The sequence below is a fragment of the Streptomyces roseofulvus genome (assembly GCF_039534915.1).
Lineage (GTDB): Bacteria > Actinomycetota > Actinomycetes > Streptomycetales > Streptomycetaceae > Streptomyces > Streptomyces roseofulvus.
In genome coordinates, this window is record NZ_BAAAWE010000001.1 from 6,709,794 (window position 1) to 6,724,655 (window position 14,862).

Sequence of the window (14,862 nt, forward strand, 5' to 3'; positions counted from 1 at the left end):
CCGCCCGCCGGGGCGGGGCCTACCGCTCCGGGAGGATGCGGGTCAGGAGCGGGGAGAGCGCGGGCGAGAGCGCCGCCATCTCGAAGGCCGTGTGGAGCTCGCGGCTGAAGGTCTCGGTGTAGTGCGCGAGCTCCCGGTGGCCGGCGTCGGTGAGCCGGATGACGATGCAGCGCCGGTCGTGCTCGCTGTGCCCGCGCTCGACCAGCTCGCTGCGCTCCAGCCGGGTCGCGACCCGGCTGAGCGTCGACTGGTTGACGCCCATCTCGTCGGCGAGCTCCTGCATCTGGAGCGCCTTGGGGGCGGCCCGCCGGATCGTGCTGAGGGCGATGAAGTCGGTGAGCCCGATGCCGTGGGAGCGCATGAGCTTGCGCTCCAGGATCTGCGAGACGTATCCGGACAGCCGCGAGAGCTGCCACCAGACGTCGAGGGTGGGGTCCTGCGTGGCGCCGCGGTCCGCCGTGGGACCGGTGTCCGACTCCGTGTCGCCGTCCGGCTCCGACCTGTTTCCGCGGGACGTCCGCACCATGGCTCAACCCTCCAGCCTCACCCCGCCTCGGCGGTACGAGAATCACACGACAGTATGCAACCCCCGCAACGCGACCTTAACAGATGCAGAGTCATGTATTAATGTTTTCTCCGCGCAAGAATATGTCGGTCCCGGAGGGCGGGGCGACCGTCCCGTCCGTCGCCGGTCAGCGGGCGGGAAGAGACCACCGCCGGCAGTACGCGGCCCGCAGGGCGCGGAAGTCGTCGGGCAGCGCCGTCTCGACGGGACGGGCGAAGTGGCTCTCCTCCAGCGTCCCCTCGAACTGGCTGACCTGCTCCAGGATCCGGCGTTCTATCCCGCCGGGCAGGGGGACCCCCGCGAACTCGCAGATGCGGCGAACGGTCAGCAGCGGCGTCTGCACCAGCTCGGCGTGGGTGATGTCCAGGACGGCCGCCCCGGGCGGCGCCGGGTCGGACCAGCTCGGCACGGCCATCGCGGCGGCCAGCTGCCCGGCCCACTCGGACGTGGCCTCGACCGCATCCACCCGCGTCGACCAGGCGCGGCGACGGGTCGTGCTGACCCCGACCACGTTGGCGAGGGACTCCAGCGGGTCGCGGTGCACCCTGACGACGCGCGCCGTCGGGTACGAGGCGAAGAGCGAGGGCAGCTGGAGCGAGTGGAACTCGTTGACGAGGAGCGGCGTGCCGCCGCTCACCCGCTGCAGGATCACCGCGAGCGCGTAGCGGTGGAACTCGTAGGCGGTGGTGGTGTCCTGGGCGTGGAGCCAGCGCGAGTAGGACGGGATCCGGTACTCCAGCGCGGCCGAGAAGGTGTGGAACGCGTACGTCAGGAGCAGGTGGTCCCCGTAGGGGGCGCCGAGGTCGGGCGGCCGGAACCCTTCGCGCTGTCCCAGGTGCGACCAGAGCGCGCGCTCGAAGGGGTCGTCGGAGGCGCCCGCGGCCTGCCACGGGTGCCACTCCGCGGAGGGGGAGAGGATCTCCCACAGGGAGGGGATGTTGAACGCGGAGTGCTGGTTCAGCAGGCGCTGGAGCCGGTAGAGGCCGGTGCCGGGCAGTCCGAGCACGAACACCGCGTCGTCGCCGTAGAGTTCGGGGTCGACGGCATGGGCCTCGACCAGCTCGCGGACCTTGATCTGGTTGCCGAGGGCGGACACCAGCCGCCGGCGGGCGACCTCCACCCCGGCCGGCGTCAGCGCGGCCTCCTCGGTGAGCGCCTCGGCGAGCCGCTGGTAGGCGGGGACGAAACAAGGGGAGAGGGAGCTCGGCTCGGTGCGCTGGAGCTGCGCCGCCGCGAAGAGCTCGTCCAGGTCGAAGGCGGCCGACCGGCGTGACCCCGGGGTGGCGATCTCCTTCGTCACGCAGGATGCGGCATGCCGGTTCACCATCTGCTCCCCTCGTGCGCGGACCGAGCGAGCGTAACCCATCGGTTACGCCGCCACGGACTCTCGGCTCGAATGTAAGAACGAACACACTCTGTCGTCCGCGGCTGACCCCGAGTGTCCGGACCGCGGCCGGCGGCCCCGCCACCCTCGGCCGGCCGTCACCCGCCGCCCGGGAACCAGGGGCCCGTACGAGCCGACAGGCGCCTCCAGCCGAACCGTTCGGCGTGCTCCAGCAGGACGGGATCCTCGCCGACGACCCCGGCCCGGCCCACCCCGGACAGCAGGGGGAGGTCGCTGGAGTGGTCGCCGTAGGCGAAGCACTCCCCGGCCGGGATCCCGCTCTCCTTCAGGAACGCGCGCACGGCCGTGACCTTCGCCTCGCCGATCATCGGCCGGACGACGCCTCCGGTGAGGCGCCCGTCCGGACCGACGACCTGCTCGGTGCACAGCAGCCGCTCCGCGCCGAGCTCCCCGGCCAGCTGCTCCAGGCACGCCGGGTGCGACCCGGAGACCAGCACCACGGCGTGGCCGGCGGCCCGGTGCTCGTGCAGGGCCGCCAGGGCGGCGGTGACGAACGCGTCCCGCCCGGTGCGGTACTCCGCGTACCACTCGCGGCCGACGGCCAGGAACTCCGTGACGGGAATCCCGGCGAAGGCCCGGTAGTACTCCTGGTTCACCTCGGCGCGCCGGCCCTCCTCGCGGGCCCTCGCGAGCAGCGCGTCGATCGACGGCAGCAGCCCGGGTTCCCGGGCCGCCCACCACCTCCAGAAGGCGACCATGCTCTTGGCCGGGATCAGCGTCTCGTCCACGTCGAAGAACGCCACCGCCCGCCCGCCGCCACCGGACGCGGCGAGCCCGGCGGACGCGCCCGCTTCGGCAGGGGCCGTCATGCGGGGGTCCCCAGCGCGAGACGGGCGTAGTCCTCGGCCGCCGTCTCCGGGTCGAGGGCCGCGTGGGCCGTGACGGCGAGGACGTCCTGCCACGGGCGCCGCACCGGGTGGTCGTCCATGAGCCCGCTCGCCCCGGCGGCCCGGAAGAGCCCGTCGACGGCCCGCGCGCACAGCGCCGCCGCGGCCGTCGCGTCGCGCCGGCACTCCGCCGCGGCCAAGGGTGTCACCGGCTCCCCGCCGTCCGCCCTGCGTGCCACGTCGGCCAGGAGGAGCCCGGCGGAGCGGATCTCCGAAGAGGCGGCGGCGAACGCGCGGAGGTGCCGGGGAGAGCGGCCCGGCACGTGGGCCATCCAGGCCGACCGGGCGGCACGGGCCGCGCCGAGCGCGGGCGCCGCGAACATCAGGGCCGCCACCATCGGGTACGGCACGCTGTGGCAGCGGGCCGCGCCGGGAAGCGGCGTCGCCAGATCGGCGACGGTGAAGGAGCGGTGCGCGGGCACGAACACCCCGTCCGCGGTGACCGTGTCGCTGCCGGTGCCCCGCAGGCCCAGGGAGCGCCAGGTGTGCCGCACCTCCACGTCGGCGCGGGGGACCGCGAAGACCCGGTGGTCCCGCGTGCCCTCCACGGCTCCCGGAGTCCAGCTGCCGAGCAGCACCCAGTCCGCGTGGGCCACGCCGCTCGCGTACCCCCAGCTTCCGTCGAGCCGCCAGCCGTCCTCCACGGCGACCGCGCTGCCGCTCGGCGGCACCACCGCGGCCGCGACGCGGACGTCCGGCGACGTGCCCCAGAGGTCGCGCCGGCCCTCCTCGGGCAGATACGCGGCCAGCCGCCCGTGCGCGGCGAACAGGGTGGCGCACCAGGCGGTGGAGGCGCAGCTCCCGGCCAGTTCGGCCGAGGCGTCCAGCAGTCGGCCGAAGGTGCCCGCGGCACCGCCCCAGCGCTCGGGTACGAAGTGCCGTGCGAAGCCCGCCCGGGACAGTGCCCCGGCGACCTCGGCCGTCAGCATGCGCTCCTCCTCGGCGCGGGCGGCCCAACGGGCGGCGATCGGCGCGACCGCCGCCACATCGAGCGGCGACTCCCTTGTCCCCCGGGGCACTTGTGCGGTCGGAGCGGCGTTCAGCACGGAAGGGCCTCCTGGAACTCGTCGTCCGCGAGCACGGCGCGGACCAGCGTGCGGTCGCCCTGGACGGCGGTGAGGACGAGCCCCTCCTCCGGGCCCGTGGCACGCCCGGCGGTGACGACCACCGGTCGGTCGAACTCGCCGAAGCGCGTGTAGTCCACGCCGAAACGGGGGGAGGAGACGTTCGCGTCCCGGCGCCCCGCCGTCTCCGACGCCCGGCGGCGCGTCACGCGTGCCGCCTGGAGCATGGCTTCGAGCAGCACCATCCCCTGTATGTGGTCCGACTCGTGGTCGAAGAAGACCGGGTGCGACCGGTCCATGGTCAGCAGCCACGAGTTCGCGGGCAGCCCGTCCGACGCGGCGAGCAGCACGTCGCGCGCGTGCCGCCGCCCGACCTCCTCCGGGGCGAGCCTCCTGGCGGGCGGCGCGCCGAGCAGGGGCGAACCGACGTCTCCCGCCGCGCCGTTGCGTCGGCGCAGCACCGCGTACTGCCGGGCCGGGAGCGCGACCCAGCGCACCGAGGCCCGCGCGTGGCGCACGCCCTCGACGTGGATCTCGGCCTCCAGCGCCAGGTCGACGCGGGACGAACGGTTCTCCGTCCGGGTGCTGGTGACCTCCATGACCACCGGGAGCGCCCGCTCGCCCGCGTGGGGCAGGCCCGGGGGTGCCACGTCGGCCTCGATGCGGTTCATCACCATCACCCGGTCGCCCTCGTGGTCGATGCCGTGGAAGCGGTGGCTGAGGTGGATGGCGGCCTGGCGCACCGACTCCACCACGAAGGTCGGGTCGCCGAAGCCGCGCGGATCGGGGTGGTACAGAGGGTGGTCGCCCGGCCAGAGCGCGGCGACCGTGAAGCGGTTGTTCCCGGTCCTCGTCGCGCCGGTCAGGAGCACCTGGTCCGCGGCGGCCTTGTGGACCTCGACCGGGGGCAGAGTCGGACGCTGAGCCGTGACCGTGACGTCGGAAGATTTCAGGGACAAGGCAGGCTCCTCAGAGTGGTTTTTTCATTGCCGGGTCAAGGAACTTTCCATGCAAGATCCTATATACGTAAAACTTTTCTCCGTTACGGACGCATGAATTCCGCATGCCTCTTGCCGTGAGGAGCGGACGGCCCTCCCGTCGGCCCGCCGGCCGATCGGCCCCGGGCCGCGGCCCGTTCGGTCCGGCGGCTCCCCGCCCACCCCCCACCGCACCGCACCTCGCGCCGACCGGACGAGGCCGCCGAGCTGTGGAAATGTGTCACCTCGCCCGCCCCTGAGGCGGGCCGGCCACGCCGGACACGGCGCGAGCCCCCGGCCCGGACGGGGCTGGGGGCTCGGACCGAGGGGCAGGGGTCAGTCGCCGGAGGCCGTGGCCGTGGCCTTGGCCTTGGTCTTGGCGGCGGTGGCGGTGGTCGTCGGCGGCTTGAGCTGGACCCAGCCGGCCTTGCTCGGGGCGCCCTCCTCGTTCAGGAGGAAGAGCATGTAGTGACCGGGCGGGGCCGCGGCCGCGTTCGGCGGGGCCTGGAGCTCCAGGAAGTTGCCGCCGCGGCTCTTGACGCGCAGTTCGAGGTGGCGCTGGCTGGTGTTGACCGAGTGCGTCGCGGTGGTCGGGGCGAGCAGCACGGCGCGGGTGACGTCGCCGGGCGTGCTGGTGCTCACCGTGATCCTGTCGTTGTAGCCGACCGTGGGGTTGAGGACCATGCCGAGCTGGGGGCGGCTGCCCTGGTGGAGGTAGGCGGGCTCGTAGATCTCGATGCTGCCGTTGTTGTTGTCGGTGATGTCGGGGTCGTTGGCGAGCTGCTGCAGCTCGTCACCGGTGATCATGACGCGGCCGTCCGGCAGGACCAGGGCGTTGGAGTGGTAGCCGCGGGGAAGCCGCTGGACGGGGCCGAGCTTCCAGTCGCCGTTCTCGTCGCGCAGTTCGGTCTGCCGGAACTTCAGGTCCGCGTTCGGGTTGTACGGTCCGTTGCCGTAGTCGCGGATGTCGAAGGCGCCGTTGACGGTGAGCAGGTTGCCGTTGGGCAGGAGCAGGGTGTCGTCCTGGGTGCGGCCGAAGGCGCGGGGCTTCTCGGTGTTCCACTTGCCGCCGGCCAGGCGGTACGTGTTCGGGTCGTTGCGGTCGCCGCCGAGGACCAGGACCGAGTCGGGACCCCGGAAGCCGGCCGGCAGCGGGACCGCGGAGCCGTAGTTGCGCCGCCATTCGCCGCCGTCGGGGCCGGGCATGCTCTTGTTGACGTCCGGGCGGTTCGGCAGGTCGGACCTGGTGTCGGCGGCGGTGTCGAAGACCCACTGCTGGTCCACGGAGCGGCCGAGGCCGTAGATCTTGCCGTCGCGCAGGGAGAACAGGTGGGGGTAGTCCCACTTGAACGGCGCCTCGGTCTTCAGCTTGTCCACCCCCCAGGCGATCGGCTTGACCGCCTTGTCGAAGGGGACCGGGTGCGCCGCGCCGGGGAAGCGCTCGACCACCGGGGTGGGGGTGCCCCAGCCGAGCTCGGACTGCCCGGACATGATGACCTGACGTCCGTCCGCGCCGGTGACGACGCTGGGGTACCAGCGGCCGACGGACATGTCCTTGTTGAGGTACCACTCCTCCGCCCAGGGGTCGAACACCAGCGACAGCTTGGCGCCGGAGCCGCCGTTGCCGCCGAGGTTGCCGCCGAAGACGCCGAGCATGCCGTTGGGCAGGTAGGAGTGGCCGGCGCAGAAGAACGGGGCCGGGCGGGGTTCGTTCTTGCCGTCGGGCATGTTGACGACCGGCGGCTTCTTCTCGGTGAACGCGTCGGCGCCGGTCCCCTTGGCGGGGTCCCAGATCCAGGCGCGGCCGGCGTTGGGCTTGCCGATCGTGTCGGTGGGGGCGGGTTCCTTCTGCGGGTTGACCTCGATCCGCTCGAACGAGAACAGCAGGACCTTGCCGGTGGGCAGCAGCGCGATGTGGGCCGCGAAGTCCGGGGACGGGAAGTACTCGCGGAACCGGCCGAACTCCGAGGCGTCGAAGGACGCGTTGGCCTTCTCCTGCGAGGCGGTCAGCGCGCCGAGCCGCGCCGTCCGGGTGCTCTGCGGGTACTCGCCGACGTCGGCCAGCGCCTTGCGGGTGCGGGCGTGTTCCTCGGCGTGCTCCTCGCCGAGCGTCGCGGCCTCGGCCGGGTCCACGGCCACGGGAGCCTTCGCCGCCCGCGAGGCGGGGGCGTACGGGAAGGCGTCGCCGTGGTCCGCGTCTCCGTGACCCGTGTGGGCGAGGGCGGGGCCGGCCGACACCACGGCCATGGACGCGGCCATCGCGGTGGCCGCGCAGAGGGAGAGCGCCGTGACGAGACCGCGGCGGACGGGCCGGGGCGGGTTTCCGGGGGGCATGGGACTCCTTGTCGACGGGGGACGGCGCGGCGGTTCCGGCGACGGGGACGGTCGGGGGCACGCCGCTGACACGACTGCCACGTGCTCACGCACCGTGACGCGACTCAGTGTTCCCAGCGGGTCGGCGGGCTGTCACCTCGACCGACCCAGGCGGGTGATCATGAGCTCCGAAAGCGCCCCAGTGCGCCCCGTGCGCCCCCTGACCAGCCCGTTTGTCGCCGGTGATCGAGTGAAGGGCGCGCTTCCCGACCCTCGGGCATCCAGAGCTCGCATACGTTGCAGATCACTCTGCGCGACTGGGGCGTGGAGGTGTCGATCTTCTGGAGGGACCCATGGCGGACGAACTCGTGCTGCGCGAGAGCGACGACATCCAGGGCGATGTGCTCGCCGGCTTCAAGAAGGACCAGATGACCCTGCTCTTCCTCAAGTTCGAGGATCCGGCGCGGGCACGCGCCTGGGTCAAGGCGCTGGAACCGCAGATCTCCACGACGCGGCAGGTGGCGACGTTCAACGCCGCCTTCAGCAAGGCCCGCAAGGCGTCGGCGGGTGACGACCCGAAGACGCTGAAGGCCACCTGGATCAACGTGAGCTTCACCTACGAGGGGCTGCGGCAGCTGACCGGGAAGGACCCGCTGCCGTCCGTCCCGCCCCGCAGCGGCCTGGAGGCCTTCAAACAGGGCTCGGACAAGCGGGCCCTGGGCGACACCGGCGACAGCTCGCCGGAGATGTGGCTCTTCGGCGACGGCAGGGGCGAGACCGTCCACGCCGTCCTCACCATCGCCTCCGACACCCTCCAGGACCTCCAGACGGCGGTCCGGCAGCAGCGCGAGGCGTGCGCCGCGGCGAAGATCGTGATCGTCTTCCAGCAGGACGCCGCCACCCTGCCCGGCACCCGCCGGGGCAAGGAGCACTTCGGCTTCAAGGACGGCGTCAGCGAGCCCGGTGTGATCGGCTTCGACGCACCGGACCCGGTCAAGCCCGAGTACGTCAAGGGCCACCACGGCACCCGGCTGATCCCGCCCGGCGAGTTCGTCGTCGGCCTCGACCGGGTCGACGACGAGCCGCGCGAGACGCCCGACTGGGCCGTCAACGGCAGCTTCCAGGTGGTGCGCCGGCTCGGCCAGGACGTCCCCGGGTTCTGGTCACAGGTGGCCGGACAGCTGAAGGTGCTCAAGAACGCCAAGGTGGTGCCGCCCGAGGCCACCACGGAGTGGCTGGCCGCCCGGCTCGTCGGCCGCTGGCGCTCCGGCACCCCCGTCGCCACCTGCCCCAACGCCGACCGTCCCTCCAACGCGCTGGCCGGCGAGGACAACGACTTCGGCTACCGCGACGACCCCGAGGGCTTCCGCACCCCGCTCTTCTCGCACCTGCGCAAGACCAACCCCCGCGACGGCCTCCAGGAGCGCCCGGGCGACCGGCCGTTCGACGAGAACCCGGTCATGGACCGCCGCCGGATCATCCGCCGCGGCGCCCCCTACGGCGCGCCCTTCGACCCCGCCTCGGAGGGGCCCGGCGGGCCCGACGAGAAGCGCGGCCTGCTCTTCGTCTGCTACCAGTCGGACCTGGTGCAGCAGTTCGAGTTCATCCAGAAGGCGTGGATCGACAGCCCGGACTTCCCGCCGAACCGGACGGAGAAGCCCGGCCCGGACGGGATGGTCGGCGCCGCCGGCACCCTCAGCTACGAGACGCCCGGCCGGACCACCAAGCTGACTCTCAGTCAGTTCGTCGTCACCGAAGGGTCGGTGTACGCCTTCGTGCCGTCGCTGCGGCTGCTGCGGCTGCTGGGCGACGGGCGCCTCACCGACAAGCCGCCCGCCGTGCTCCGGCCGACCGACGCCTTCCTGCCCGTCCCCGACCTGCAGCGGGCCGACGGCAGGAGCTGGTACTGGGCGTTCGGGACGGACGACGACGGCACCCCCGTCTGCCGGACCCTCTCCATCGCGGACGGGGACGACCACACGGACGTCCGGGAGCGCCCGGACCGGCCGCTGACGACCTGGCCCTGCTACGCCGGGGTGACGAAGGTCGACGCGATCCTGCCCGTCCCGGACGAGCAGCGGGTCGGCGGCCGCAGCCGCTACTGGCTGTTCCACACGGTCGAGGGCCGCCAGGTCTACCGGCTGATCTCGATCGCCGACGGAGCGGAGACCGGACTCCCGCCCGAGCAGGCCGCCCGGATCGACCGCGCGGACCGTTCCCTGTCGGCGTGGGTCTCGCTCAACGGCGTGGAGCGGGTCGACGCCTTCCTGCCGGTCCCCGACCTGCAGCGCGTCGACGGCAAGAGCTACTACTGGGTGTTCCACACCCTGATGGGCGCCCAGGTCTACCGGCTCATCTCGGTCGCCGACGGCCGGGCGCACCAGGACGCCGTCGAGCGCGGCGACCGCGGGCTCGACCTGTGGCGCTCACTGACCGGGATCACCCGGGTCGACGAGTTCCTGGCCGTCCCCGACATGCAGCGGATCAACGGCCTGAGCCTCTTCTGGGTGTTCCACCAGGACAAGTACCGCATCATCGTGATCCGCGACGGCCGGGGCCACGAGGACCAGATCACGGTCGACGACCGCCCCCTGACCCTGTGGACGTCGCTGACGGCCTGACGCGCCCACCGCCGTCCGCGCGCTGCCGGGGCGTGCGGCGGCCCCTCACCGCCCAGGCGCGGGCGGTGAGGGGGATGGAGCCGTCCGGGTTCCGGGGGAGGGCGGCGCTCAGGGCCTCCCGGACACGCTCGCGGGTCGCCGGCGGGAGGCTCGCCAGATACCCGGGGGCCGGGCCCTGGCCCGACAGGAACGGAGCCCAGAGCTCGTCGAAACCGGCGAAGACGGTGGGGACGTCGAGCCCGGTGGTGGCGACGTCGGTGAGGCCCGCCGCCGTCCAGACCGCGCGCAGCCGGTCCGGCCGGCAGTCCGCGAAGCGGCGGCCCTCGTGCAGGGGCGCCGCCGCCGGGTCCACCGCGGTGGCGGCGTCCCAGAAGTGGCGGAGGAGCTCCATGCCGCCGGCGTAGTCCCAGACGTACGCCGCCACCAGGCCGCCCCGGCGGGTGACCCGCGTCTGCTCGGCGAGTGCGGCGGCGGGGGAGGGGAGGAAGTTCAGCAGCAGGGCGCTGACGGTGGCGTCGCAGGTCGCGTCGCGTACGGGGAGGGCCTGGGCGTCCGCCACCGCGAAGCGGGCCGGCGGGGAGGCCGTCGTGCGAGCCCGGGCGACGAAGCCCTCCGAGCGGTCCACCCCCAGGACGCCCGTCGGGTGCCGGCGGGCGGCGATCGCGGCCGTCAGGCCGCCCGTGCCGCAGCCGACGTCCAGCCACCGCAGCCCGTCGGCGGCGTCCAGCCACGGGAGGAACCGGTCGGCCACGAGGCGGCTCCAGCGGCCCATGTACCGCTCGTACGCCGCGCCCGCCGCCCACACGTCGTACCGCTGTCGCTCGCGCATGGCGCCAGGATGGCCGAGGAGGCCCGTCGACGGGACGGCGACAGGCCGTCCCGCTCGGGCGGGACGGCGTCCGTTCCCGCCCCCGGCCCCGGCACGCGCCGCACGCCCCGCGGCGGCCCCGCCGGCCTCGCTTGTCCGGTGCGTGAGACGGGTTTTCCACGTGGTGACCCTCCGTGGCACGATCCGGGCATGCAGCGGCGGCTCATTATCAGCGCCCGCGTGCCGGCACCGAGGTGACCGGAGGCGACCCCTCCCGGACGACCCCACCGCCCGCACGCAGACCTCTCGTCTCCACGAGGGGTCTTTTTGTTTCCCCGGAAACCCCGACCCGGCAGACCTGGACAGGAACACCTCATGGCACTCGACGACCACGCCCCCTCCACCGCCACCGGCTCCGACACGTGCACGGTGGTCGTCTCGCTCAGGGACACCCCCGGGGCGCTGGGCAGGATCGCCGCCACCCTCTCCAGCACCCCCGTCCTCGCGCTGGAGTACGTCGTCACCGGCGCGGAGCGGGCCCGCGCCGAGATCCGGCTGCCGCGCACCCACGCGACCCGCGCCCGGCACCGGCTGAACCGCATGGTCGACGCCACGGACGTGCGCTGAGTTCATCCCCTCGGCGCCTTCCGGAGCGACGTCGGCGTCAGCGCACCAGTTCCGAGGCCAGCAGGTCCATCAGCAGGCCGTCGTGCCAGGTGCCGTCCGCGCCCCGCTCGTACTGCCGCATCACCCCGACCGGGCGGAAGCCGGCCTTCTCGTAGCAGCGGATCGCCGCCGCGTTGTCGGCCGCCGGATCGATGACCAGCCGGTGGAAGCCGAGGTCGTCGACGAGATGGCGGGCGAGGGTGCGGACCGCGTCCGTGCCCAGGCCCCGGCCGTGCACCGACGGGTCGAGGAACAGGTCGATCCCGGCGTGCCGGTAGTCCGGCTCCTCCTCCTCGTACCACTGGATCATGCCGACGATCCGGTCCCGGTGCCGGATCGTCAGACAGCGCGTCTCCGGGTCCTCCAGGTCCGCGGCGACCTCCCCGGCCAGGTCGTCGCCGCCCCGCCACCGGGCCCGCACCTCGGGCGTGGCCCGGACGGCGGCCAGCGCGGGGACGTCCCCGGGCGCCGAGGGACGCAGGACGACGGCGGCACCGTACAAGTCGCTCATGCCCCCAGCCTGCCCCATCCGGCCCCGCCGCGCGGCGGGGTTTGCGGCGACCGGGACAGGAGAGACGCGGCATATGACCGGATCCTCCTTGTCCACGGCCGCCGGCGCGCTCGCGTCCGCCGGGTCGAACGCCCTCGGCTTCGCCCTGGCCATCGGCGTGATCGTCGTCGCCCTCCTGCTCGGCGCCTTCTGGTGGGGCAGCCGCCGCGCGGCCCGCCGCCGCAGGTCCCTCGGCGACCCGACGCGGACCCAGCCCGGGGCGCCCCGCGACGACTCCTGGTCCACCCCCGACGAGCGACGGGACGGCGGCGACGGCCGGGCCTGACCGCTGACCCCACGCCCGCGGGCCGGAACCGACGCCACGCCCGCGGGCCTTGACCGATGCCCCGCCCGCGGGTCACCGCTGACGGACCACCCACGGGTCACGGCTGACGGGCCGTCGGTCGGCGCGCGCGTCGGCGGAGGGCCCCGGAGCCGGGGCCGTGACGACCTTCGGCAGCGCGGCCGGGTGCTCGCGGGCGAGCCAGCGGACGAGCTCCTCGCGGACCGCGCAGCGCAGCGTCCACAACGCGTCGGGGTCCTGGGCCGTGACCAGCGCGCGCACCGTGATGCCGGTCGGGGAGGTCTCCGTCACGGCGAGGTCCCAGGCGCGCCCGTCCCAGCCGGGGCAGCCGTCGAGGAAGCCCCGCAGGTGCGCCCGAAGCAGCGGCACCGGGGTGGCGTGGTCGCAGTGGAGGAAGACGGTGCCGGTCATCTCGGCGCCGCCGCGGGACCAGTTCTCGAAGGGGCGGGAGGTGAAGTACGACACCGGCAGCGTGACCCGCCGCTCGTCCCAGGTGCGCACGGTGAGGAAGGTCAGGGTGATCTCCTCGACGAGCCCCCACTCCCCGTCGACGACGACCGTGTCGCCGATCCGGACCATGTCGCCGAAGGCGATCTGGAACCCGGCGAAGAGGTTGCCGAGCGTCGACTGCGCCGCCACCCCGGCCACGATGCCGATGATCCCGGCCGAGGCGAGCAGCGAGGTCCCCAGCGCCCGGAACGACGGGAAGGTCACCAGCGCCACCGCGCACGCGATCACCCCGACGGCCACCGACACCACCCGGGTGAGCAGCGTGACCTGTGTCCGCACCCGCCGCACCCGCGCCCGGTCGGCGGTGCGCCCGGCGTAGCGCGCGTACGAGGACTCCACCAGCGCGGTCGCGACCCGGACGGTCAGCCAGGCACCGCTGCCGATGAGGCAGAGCACCCGCAGCCGGCCGACCGGACCGGCGGGGTCGTGCGCGGGCGTCCAGTCGGCGAGGTCCACCGCCCACCCGAGCAGCGCCGTGCACAGGACCACGAACAGCGGGGTACGGCACCGGCGCAGCAAACCCCACAGCGGGGTGCCGGGCCGCCGGGCGTCCGCGCGGCGGGCGGCCAGGTCGGCGGCCCGCACGACGGCGTACGCGGCCAGTGCGGAGCCGCACAGGGCGATCATCAGCCGCAGCGAATTCTCCATGCCCTCCGCCTGACCGCCGCCGCCCCGGCCAAACAAACCCGGGGCGGCCGGGGCCCGTCGGGCGGGAGGGACACGGGATCCGGCCCGCCGCCACCGGATCGGAGGATTTCCGCGCCGGTGCCCCGTGCCGGGAACCTTTCGCCCCCGCGGACCCTCATGATCGGTAGGCACGGGGGCACGGCCGGCGTCATCGGCGCGTGCGCCCCTGCCCCGCGGCCACGGAGCGCGTGCGCCGTGCCGAACCCACCGTGAGCACCAGAGGATCCACCGTGCCCCTGACGCCCCGCCGCCTGACCACCGGCGCCACCCTGATCGCCGCACTCGCCGCACTCGGCGCCGGTCTCGCCCCCACCGCCACCGCGAGCGCCGCCCCCCTCCCCTCGGCCGCCACCGCCGCCGAGGGGACGGAGACCCCCGCGCCCGACGTCGCCGGCATCACCGCCGCCCTGAACGCGGCCATGGCCGACGGCGCTCCGGGCGCCATGGCCCGCTTCTCCGGCCCCGACGGCGTCGAGAGCCTGACCGCCGGCGTCCGCGACCGCGCCACGGGCGCGCCGATGGACATCCACGCCCGCTTCCGGATCGGCAGCGTCAGCAAGACCTTCTCCACCGTCGTGCTGCTCCAACTGGTCGACGAGGGACGGCTGGTGCTCGACGCGCCGGTCAACCGCTACCTTCCCGGGCTGCTGCCCGACGACCGCATCACGGTCCGCCACCTCCTGACCCACCGCAGCGGTCTGGCGGACTACACCAACGCGATGTTCGCCGACACCGTGCCCGGCTTCGAGGCCGTGCGGAACCGCGTGTTCACCTACCAGGAGCTCGTCGACCTGTCGCTCGCCGAGCCGCGCACCACCGAGCCCGGCGTCTCCTACCGCTATTCGAACGCCAACTTCGTGGTGGTCGGCATGCTGATCGAGAAGCTCACCGGCAAGCCCGTGGACCGCGCCTACGAGCAGCGCGTCTTCAAGCCGCTGAAGCTGCGCGACACCTCGTACGTCCACCCCGACACCCGCATCAAGGGCCTGCGCGTGCGCGGCTACCTGCACCCGGACGCGGCCGGCGAGCCGCTGGTGGACTCCACCGAGCAGACCGTGTCGTGGGCCCAGTCGGCCGGCGCCGTCATCTCCAGCCCCGCCGACCTCAACACCTTCACCAGCGCCCTGATGCGCGGCCGGCTGCTCTCCCCGGCGATGCTGGAGGAGATGACGACCGTCACCCCGACCGACACCACGAACACCCGCTTCTACGGGCTCGGTCTGCGCCGGTACGACCTCTCCTGCGGGACGCGGGTGTACGGGCACACCGGCACCGTGCAGGGCTTCTACACCTACGCCTTCTCCACCCGCGACGGCCGGCGCAGCCTCTCGGCGGTCGCGAACACCTCCAACCACGGCGCCGCCAACACGGCGCTCGGCGGCACCCTGGAGGCGGCCTTCTGCGGTCCGAAGCCGGCGCCGGCGGCGTCCGCGCGCACCGCGTCCGGCGCCTTCGCCGACAGCGCGCCGCTGCCGGCCGAGCGGGACCTGCCCGAGCGCCACTGA

Annotated in this window: 13 protein-coding genes; 4 read left to right on the top strand and 9 right to left on the bottom strand. The window is 73.8% G+C overall.

Going from position 1 to position 14,862, the window contains the following annotated elements:
- Positions 1 to 19: 19 nt before the first annotated feature.
- The 6 genes from ABFY03_RS30955 to ABFY03_RS30980 all read right to left on the bottom strand — a co-directional run bounded on the left by ABFY03_RS30955 (position 20) and on the right by ABFY03_RS30980 (position 7,232).
- Positions 20 to 526, bottom strand: a complete 507-nt coding sequence (locus ABFY03_RS30955; protein ID WP_319008173.1) for a MarR family winged helix-turn-helix transcriptional regulator — start codon at positions 524 to 526, stop codon at positions 20 to 22.
- A 166-nt stretch (positions 527 to 692) separates the two neighbouring features.
- Positions 693 to 1,892, bottom strand: coding sequence for a sulfotransferase family protein (locus ABFY03_RS30960; protein ID WP_346171359.1), 1,200 nt, complete (start codon positions 1,890 to 1,892; stop codon positions 693 to 695).
- A gap of 155 nt (positions 1,893 to 2,047) precedes the next feature.
- Positions 2,048 to 2,779, bottom strand: a complete 732-nt coding sequence (locus ABFY03_RS30965) for an HAD family hydrolase (RefSeq protein WP_346171360.1) — start codon at positions 2,777 to 2,779, stop codon at positions 2,048 to 2,050.
- Positions 2,776 to 3,903, bottom strand: coding sequence for an acyl-CoA dehydrogenase family protein (locus ABFY03_RS30970; RefSeq protein ID WP_319008176.1), 1,128 nt, complete (start codon positions 3,901 to 3,903; stop codon positions 2,776 to 2,778). Before ABFY03_RS30970 ends, ABFY03_RS30965 begins: the two co-directional genes overlap by 4 nt.
- Positions 3,897 to 4,880 carry a ScbA/BarX family gamma-butyrolactone biosynthesis protein gene (locus ABFY03_RS30975; RefSeq protein WP_346171361.1) on the bottom strand — a complete coding sequence of 328 codons (984 nt, stop codon included), beginning with the start codon at positions 4,878 to 4,880 and terminating at the stop codon, positions 3,897 to 3,899. Before ABFY03_RS30975 ends, ABFY03_RS30970 begins: the two co-directional genes overlap by 7 nt.
- A gap of 354 nt (positions 4,881 to 5,234) precedes the next feature.
- On the bottom strand, positions 5,235 to 7,232 hold the full coding sequence (locus ABFY03_RS30980) for a galactose oxidase-like domain-containing protein (RefSeq protein WP_319008178.1): 1,998 nt from the start codon (positions 7,230 to 7,232) through the stop codon (positions 5,235 to 5,237).
- Positions 7,233 to 7,564: 332 nt separating this feature from the next.
- Between ABFY03_RS30980 and ABFY03_RS30985 the strand changes: the two genes are divergently transcribed.
- The gene (locus ABFY03_RS30985) at positions 7,565 to 9,832 is read left to right on the top strand and encodes a Dyp-type peroxidase (RefSeq protein WP_319008179.1); all 2,268 of its coding nucleotides are present in this window, start codon (positions 7,565 to 7,567) and stop codon (positions 9,830 to 9,832) included.
- On the opposite strand, the gene ABFY03_RS30990 is transcribed toward ABFY03_RS30985, so the two are convergent.
- The gene (locus tag ABFY03_RS30990) at positions 9,783 to 10,661 is read right to left on the bottom strand and encodes a class I SAM-dependent methyltransferase (protein WP_346171362.1); all 879 of its coding nucleotides are present in this window, start codon (positions 10,659 to 10,661) and stop codon (positions 9,783 to 9,785) included. The two genes, ABFY03_RS30985 and ABFY03_RS30990, sit on opposite strands and share 50 nt — an antisense overlap.
- 354 nt (positions 10,662 to 11,015) lie before the next feature.
- On the opposite strand from ABFY03_RS30990, the gene ABFY03_RS30995 reads away from it, so the two are divergent.
- Positions 11,016 to 11,267, top strand: coding sequence for a hypothetical protein (locus ABFY03_RS30995; RefSeq protein ID WP_319008181.1), 252 nt, complete (start codon positions 11,016 to 11,018; stop codon positions 11,265 to 11,267).
- A gap of 37 nt (positions 11,268 to 11,304) precedes the next feature.
- Here ABFY03_RS30995 and ABFY03_RS31000 read toward each other — a convergent pair whose 3' ends face one another.
- The gene (locus ABFY03_RS31000; protein ID WP_346171363.1) at positions 11,305 to 11,817 is read right to left on the bottom strand and encodes a GNAT family N-acetyltransferase; all 513 of its coding nucleotides are present in this window, start codon (positions 11,815 to 11,817) and stop codon (positions 11,305 to 11,307) included.
- A 73-nt stretch (positions 11,818 to 11,890) separates the two neighbouring features.
- On the opposite strand from ABFY03_RS31000, the gene ABFY03_RS31005 reads away from it, so the two are divergent.
- Positions 11,891 to 12,142 (top strand): DUF6479 family protein, encoded by a 252-nt coding sequence (locus tag ABFY03_RS31005; protein WP_319008183.1) that lies wholly within the window; start codon positions 11,891 to 11,893, stop codon positions 12,140 to 12,142.
- Between the two features lie 72 nt (positions 12,143 to 12,214).
- Here ABFY03_RS31005 and ABFY03_RS31010 read toward each other — a convergent pair whose 3' ends face one another.
- On the bottom strand, positions 12,215 to 13,318 hold the full coding sequence (locus tag ABFY03_RS31010; RefSeq protein WP_319008184.1) for a mechanosensitive ion channel family protein: 1,104 nt from the start codon (positions 13,316 to 13,318) through the stop codon (positions 12,215 to 12,217).
- Between the two features lie 269 nt (positions 13,319 to 13,587).
- Here ABFY03_RS31010 and ABFY03_RS31015 point away from each other — a divergent pair, with 269 nt between their 5' ends.
- Positions 13,588 to 14,862 carry a serine hydrolase domain-containing protein gene (locus tag ABFY03_RS31015; RefSeq protein ID WP_319008185.1) on the top strand — a complete coding sequence of 425 codons (1,275 nt, stop codon included), beginning with the start codon at positions 13,588 to 13,590 and terminating at the stop codon, positions 14,860 to 14,862.

Bases quoted from the DNA above. Each gene is read 5' to 3' on its own strand.
- ABFY03_RS30980 (WP_319008178.1), bottom strand. From the start codon at position 7,232: ATGCCCCCCGGAAACCCGCCCCGGCCCGTCCGCCGCGGTCTCGTCACG.
- ABFY03_RS31005 (WP_319008183.1), top strand. From the start codon at position 11,891: ATGACCGGATCCTCCTTGTCCACGGCCGCCGGCGCGCTCGCGTCCGCC.
- ABFY03_RS31010 (WP_319008184.1), bottom strand. From the start codon at position 13,318: ATGGAGAATTCGCTGCGGCTGATGATCGCCCTGTGCGGCTCCGCACTG.
- ABFY03_RS30985 (WP_319008179.1), top strand. From the start codon at position 7,565: ATGGCGGACGAACTCGTGCTGCGCGAGAGCGACGACATCCAGGGCGAT.
- ABFY03_RS30995 (WP_319008181.1), top strand. From the start codon at position 11,016: ATGGCACTCGACGACCACGCCCCCTCCACCGCCACCGGCTCCGACACG.
- ABFY03_RS30965 (WP_346171360.1), bottom strand. From the start codon at position 2,779: ATGACGGCCCCTGCCGAAGCGGGCGCGTCCGCCGGGCTCGCCGCGTCC.
- ABFY03_RS30955 (WP_319008173.1), bottom strand. From the start codon at position 526: ATGGTGCGGACGTCCCGCGGAAACAGGTCGGAGCCGGACGGCGACACG.
- ABFY03_RS30990 (WP_346171362.1), bottom strand. From the start codon at position 10,661: ATGCGCGAGCGACAGCGGTACGACGTGTGGGCGGCGGGCGCGGCGTAC.
- ABFY03_RS31000 (WP_346171363.1), bottom strand. From the start codon at position 11,817: ATGAGCGACTTGTACGGTGCCGCCGTCGTCCTGCGTCCCTCGGCGCCC.
- ABFY03_RS30960 (WP_346171359.1), bottom strand. From the start codon at position 1,892: ATGGTGAACCGGCATGCCGCATCCTGCGTGACGAAGGAGATCGCCACC.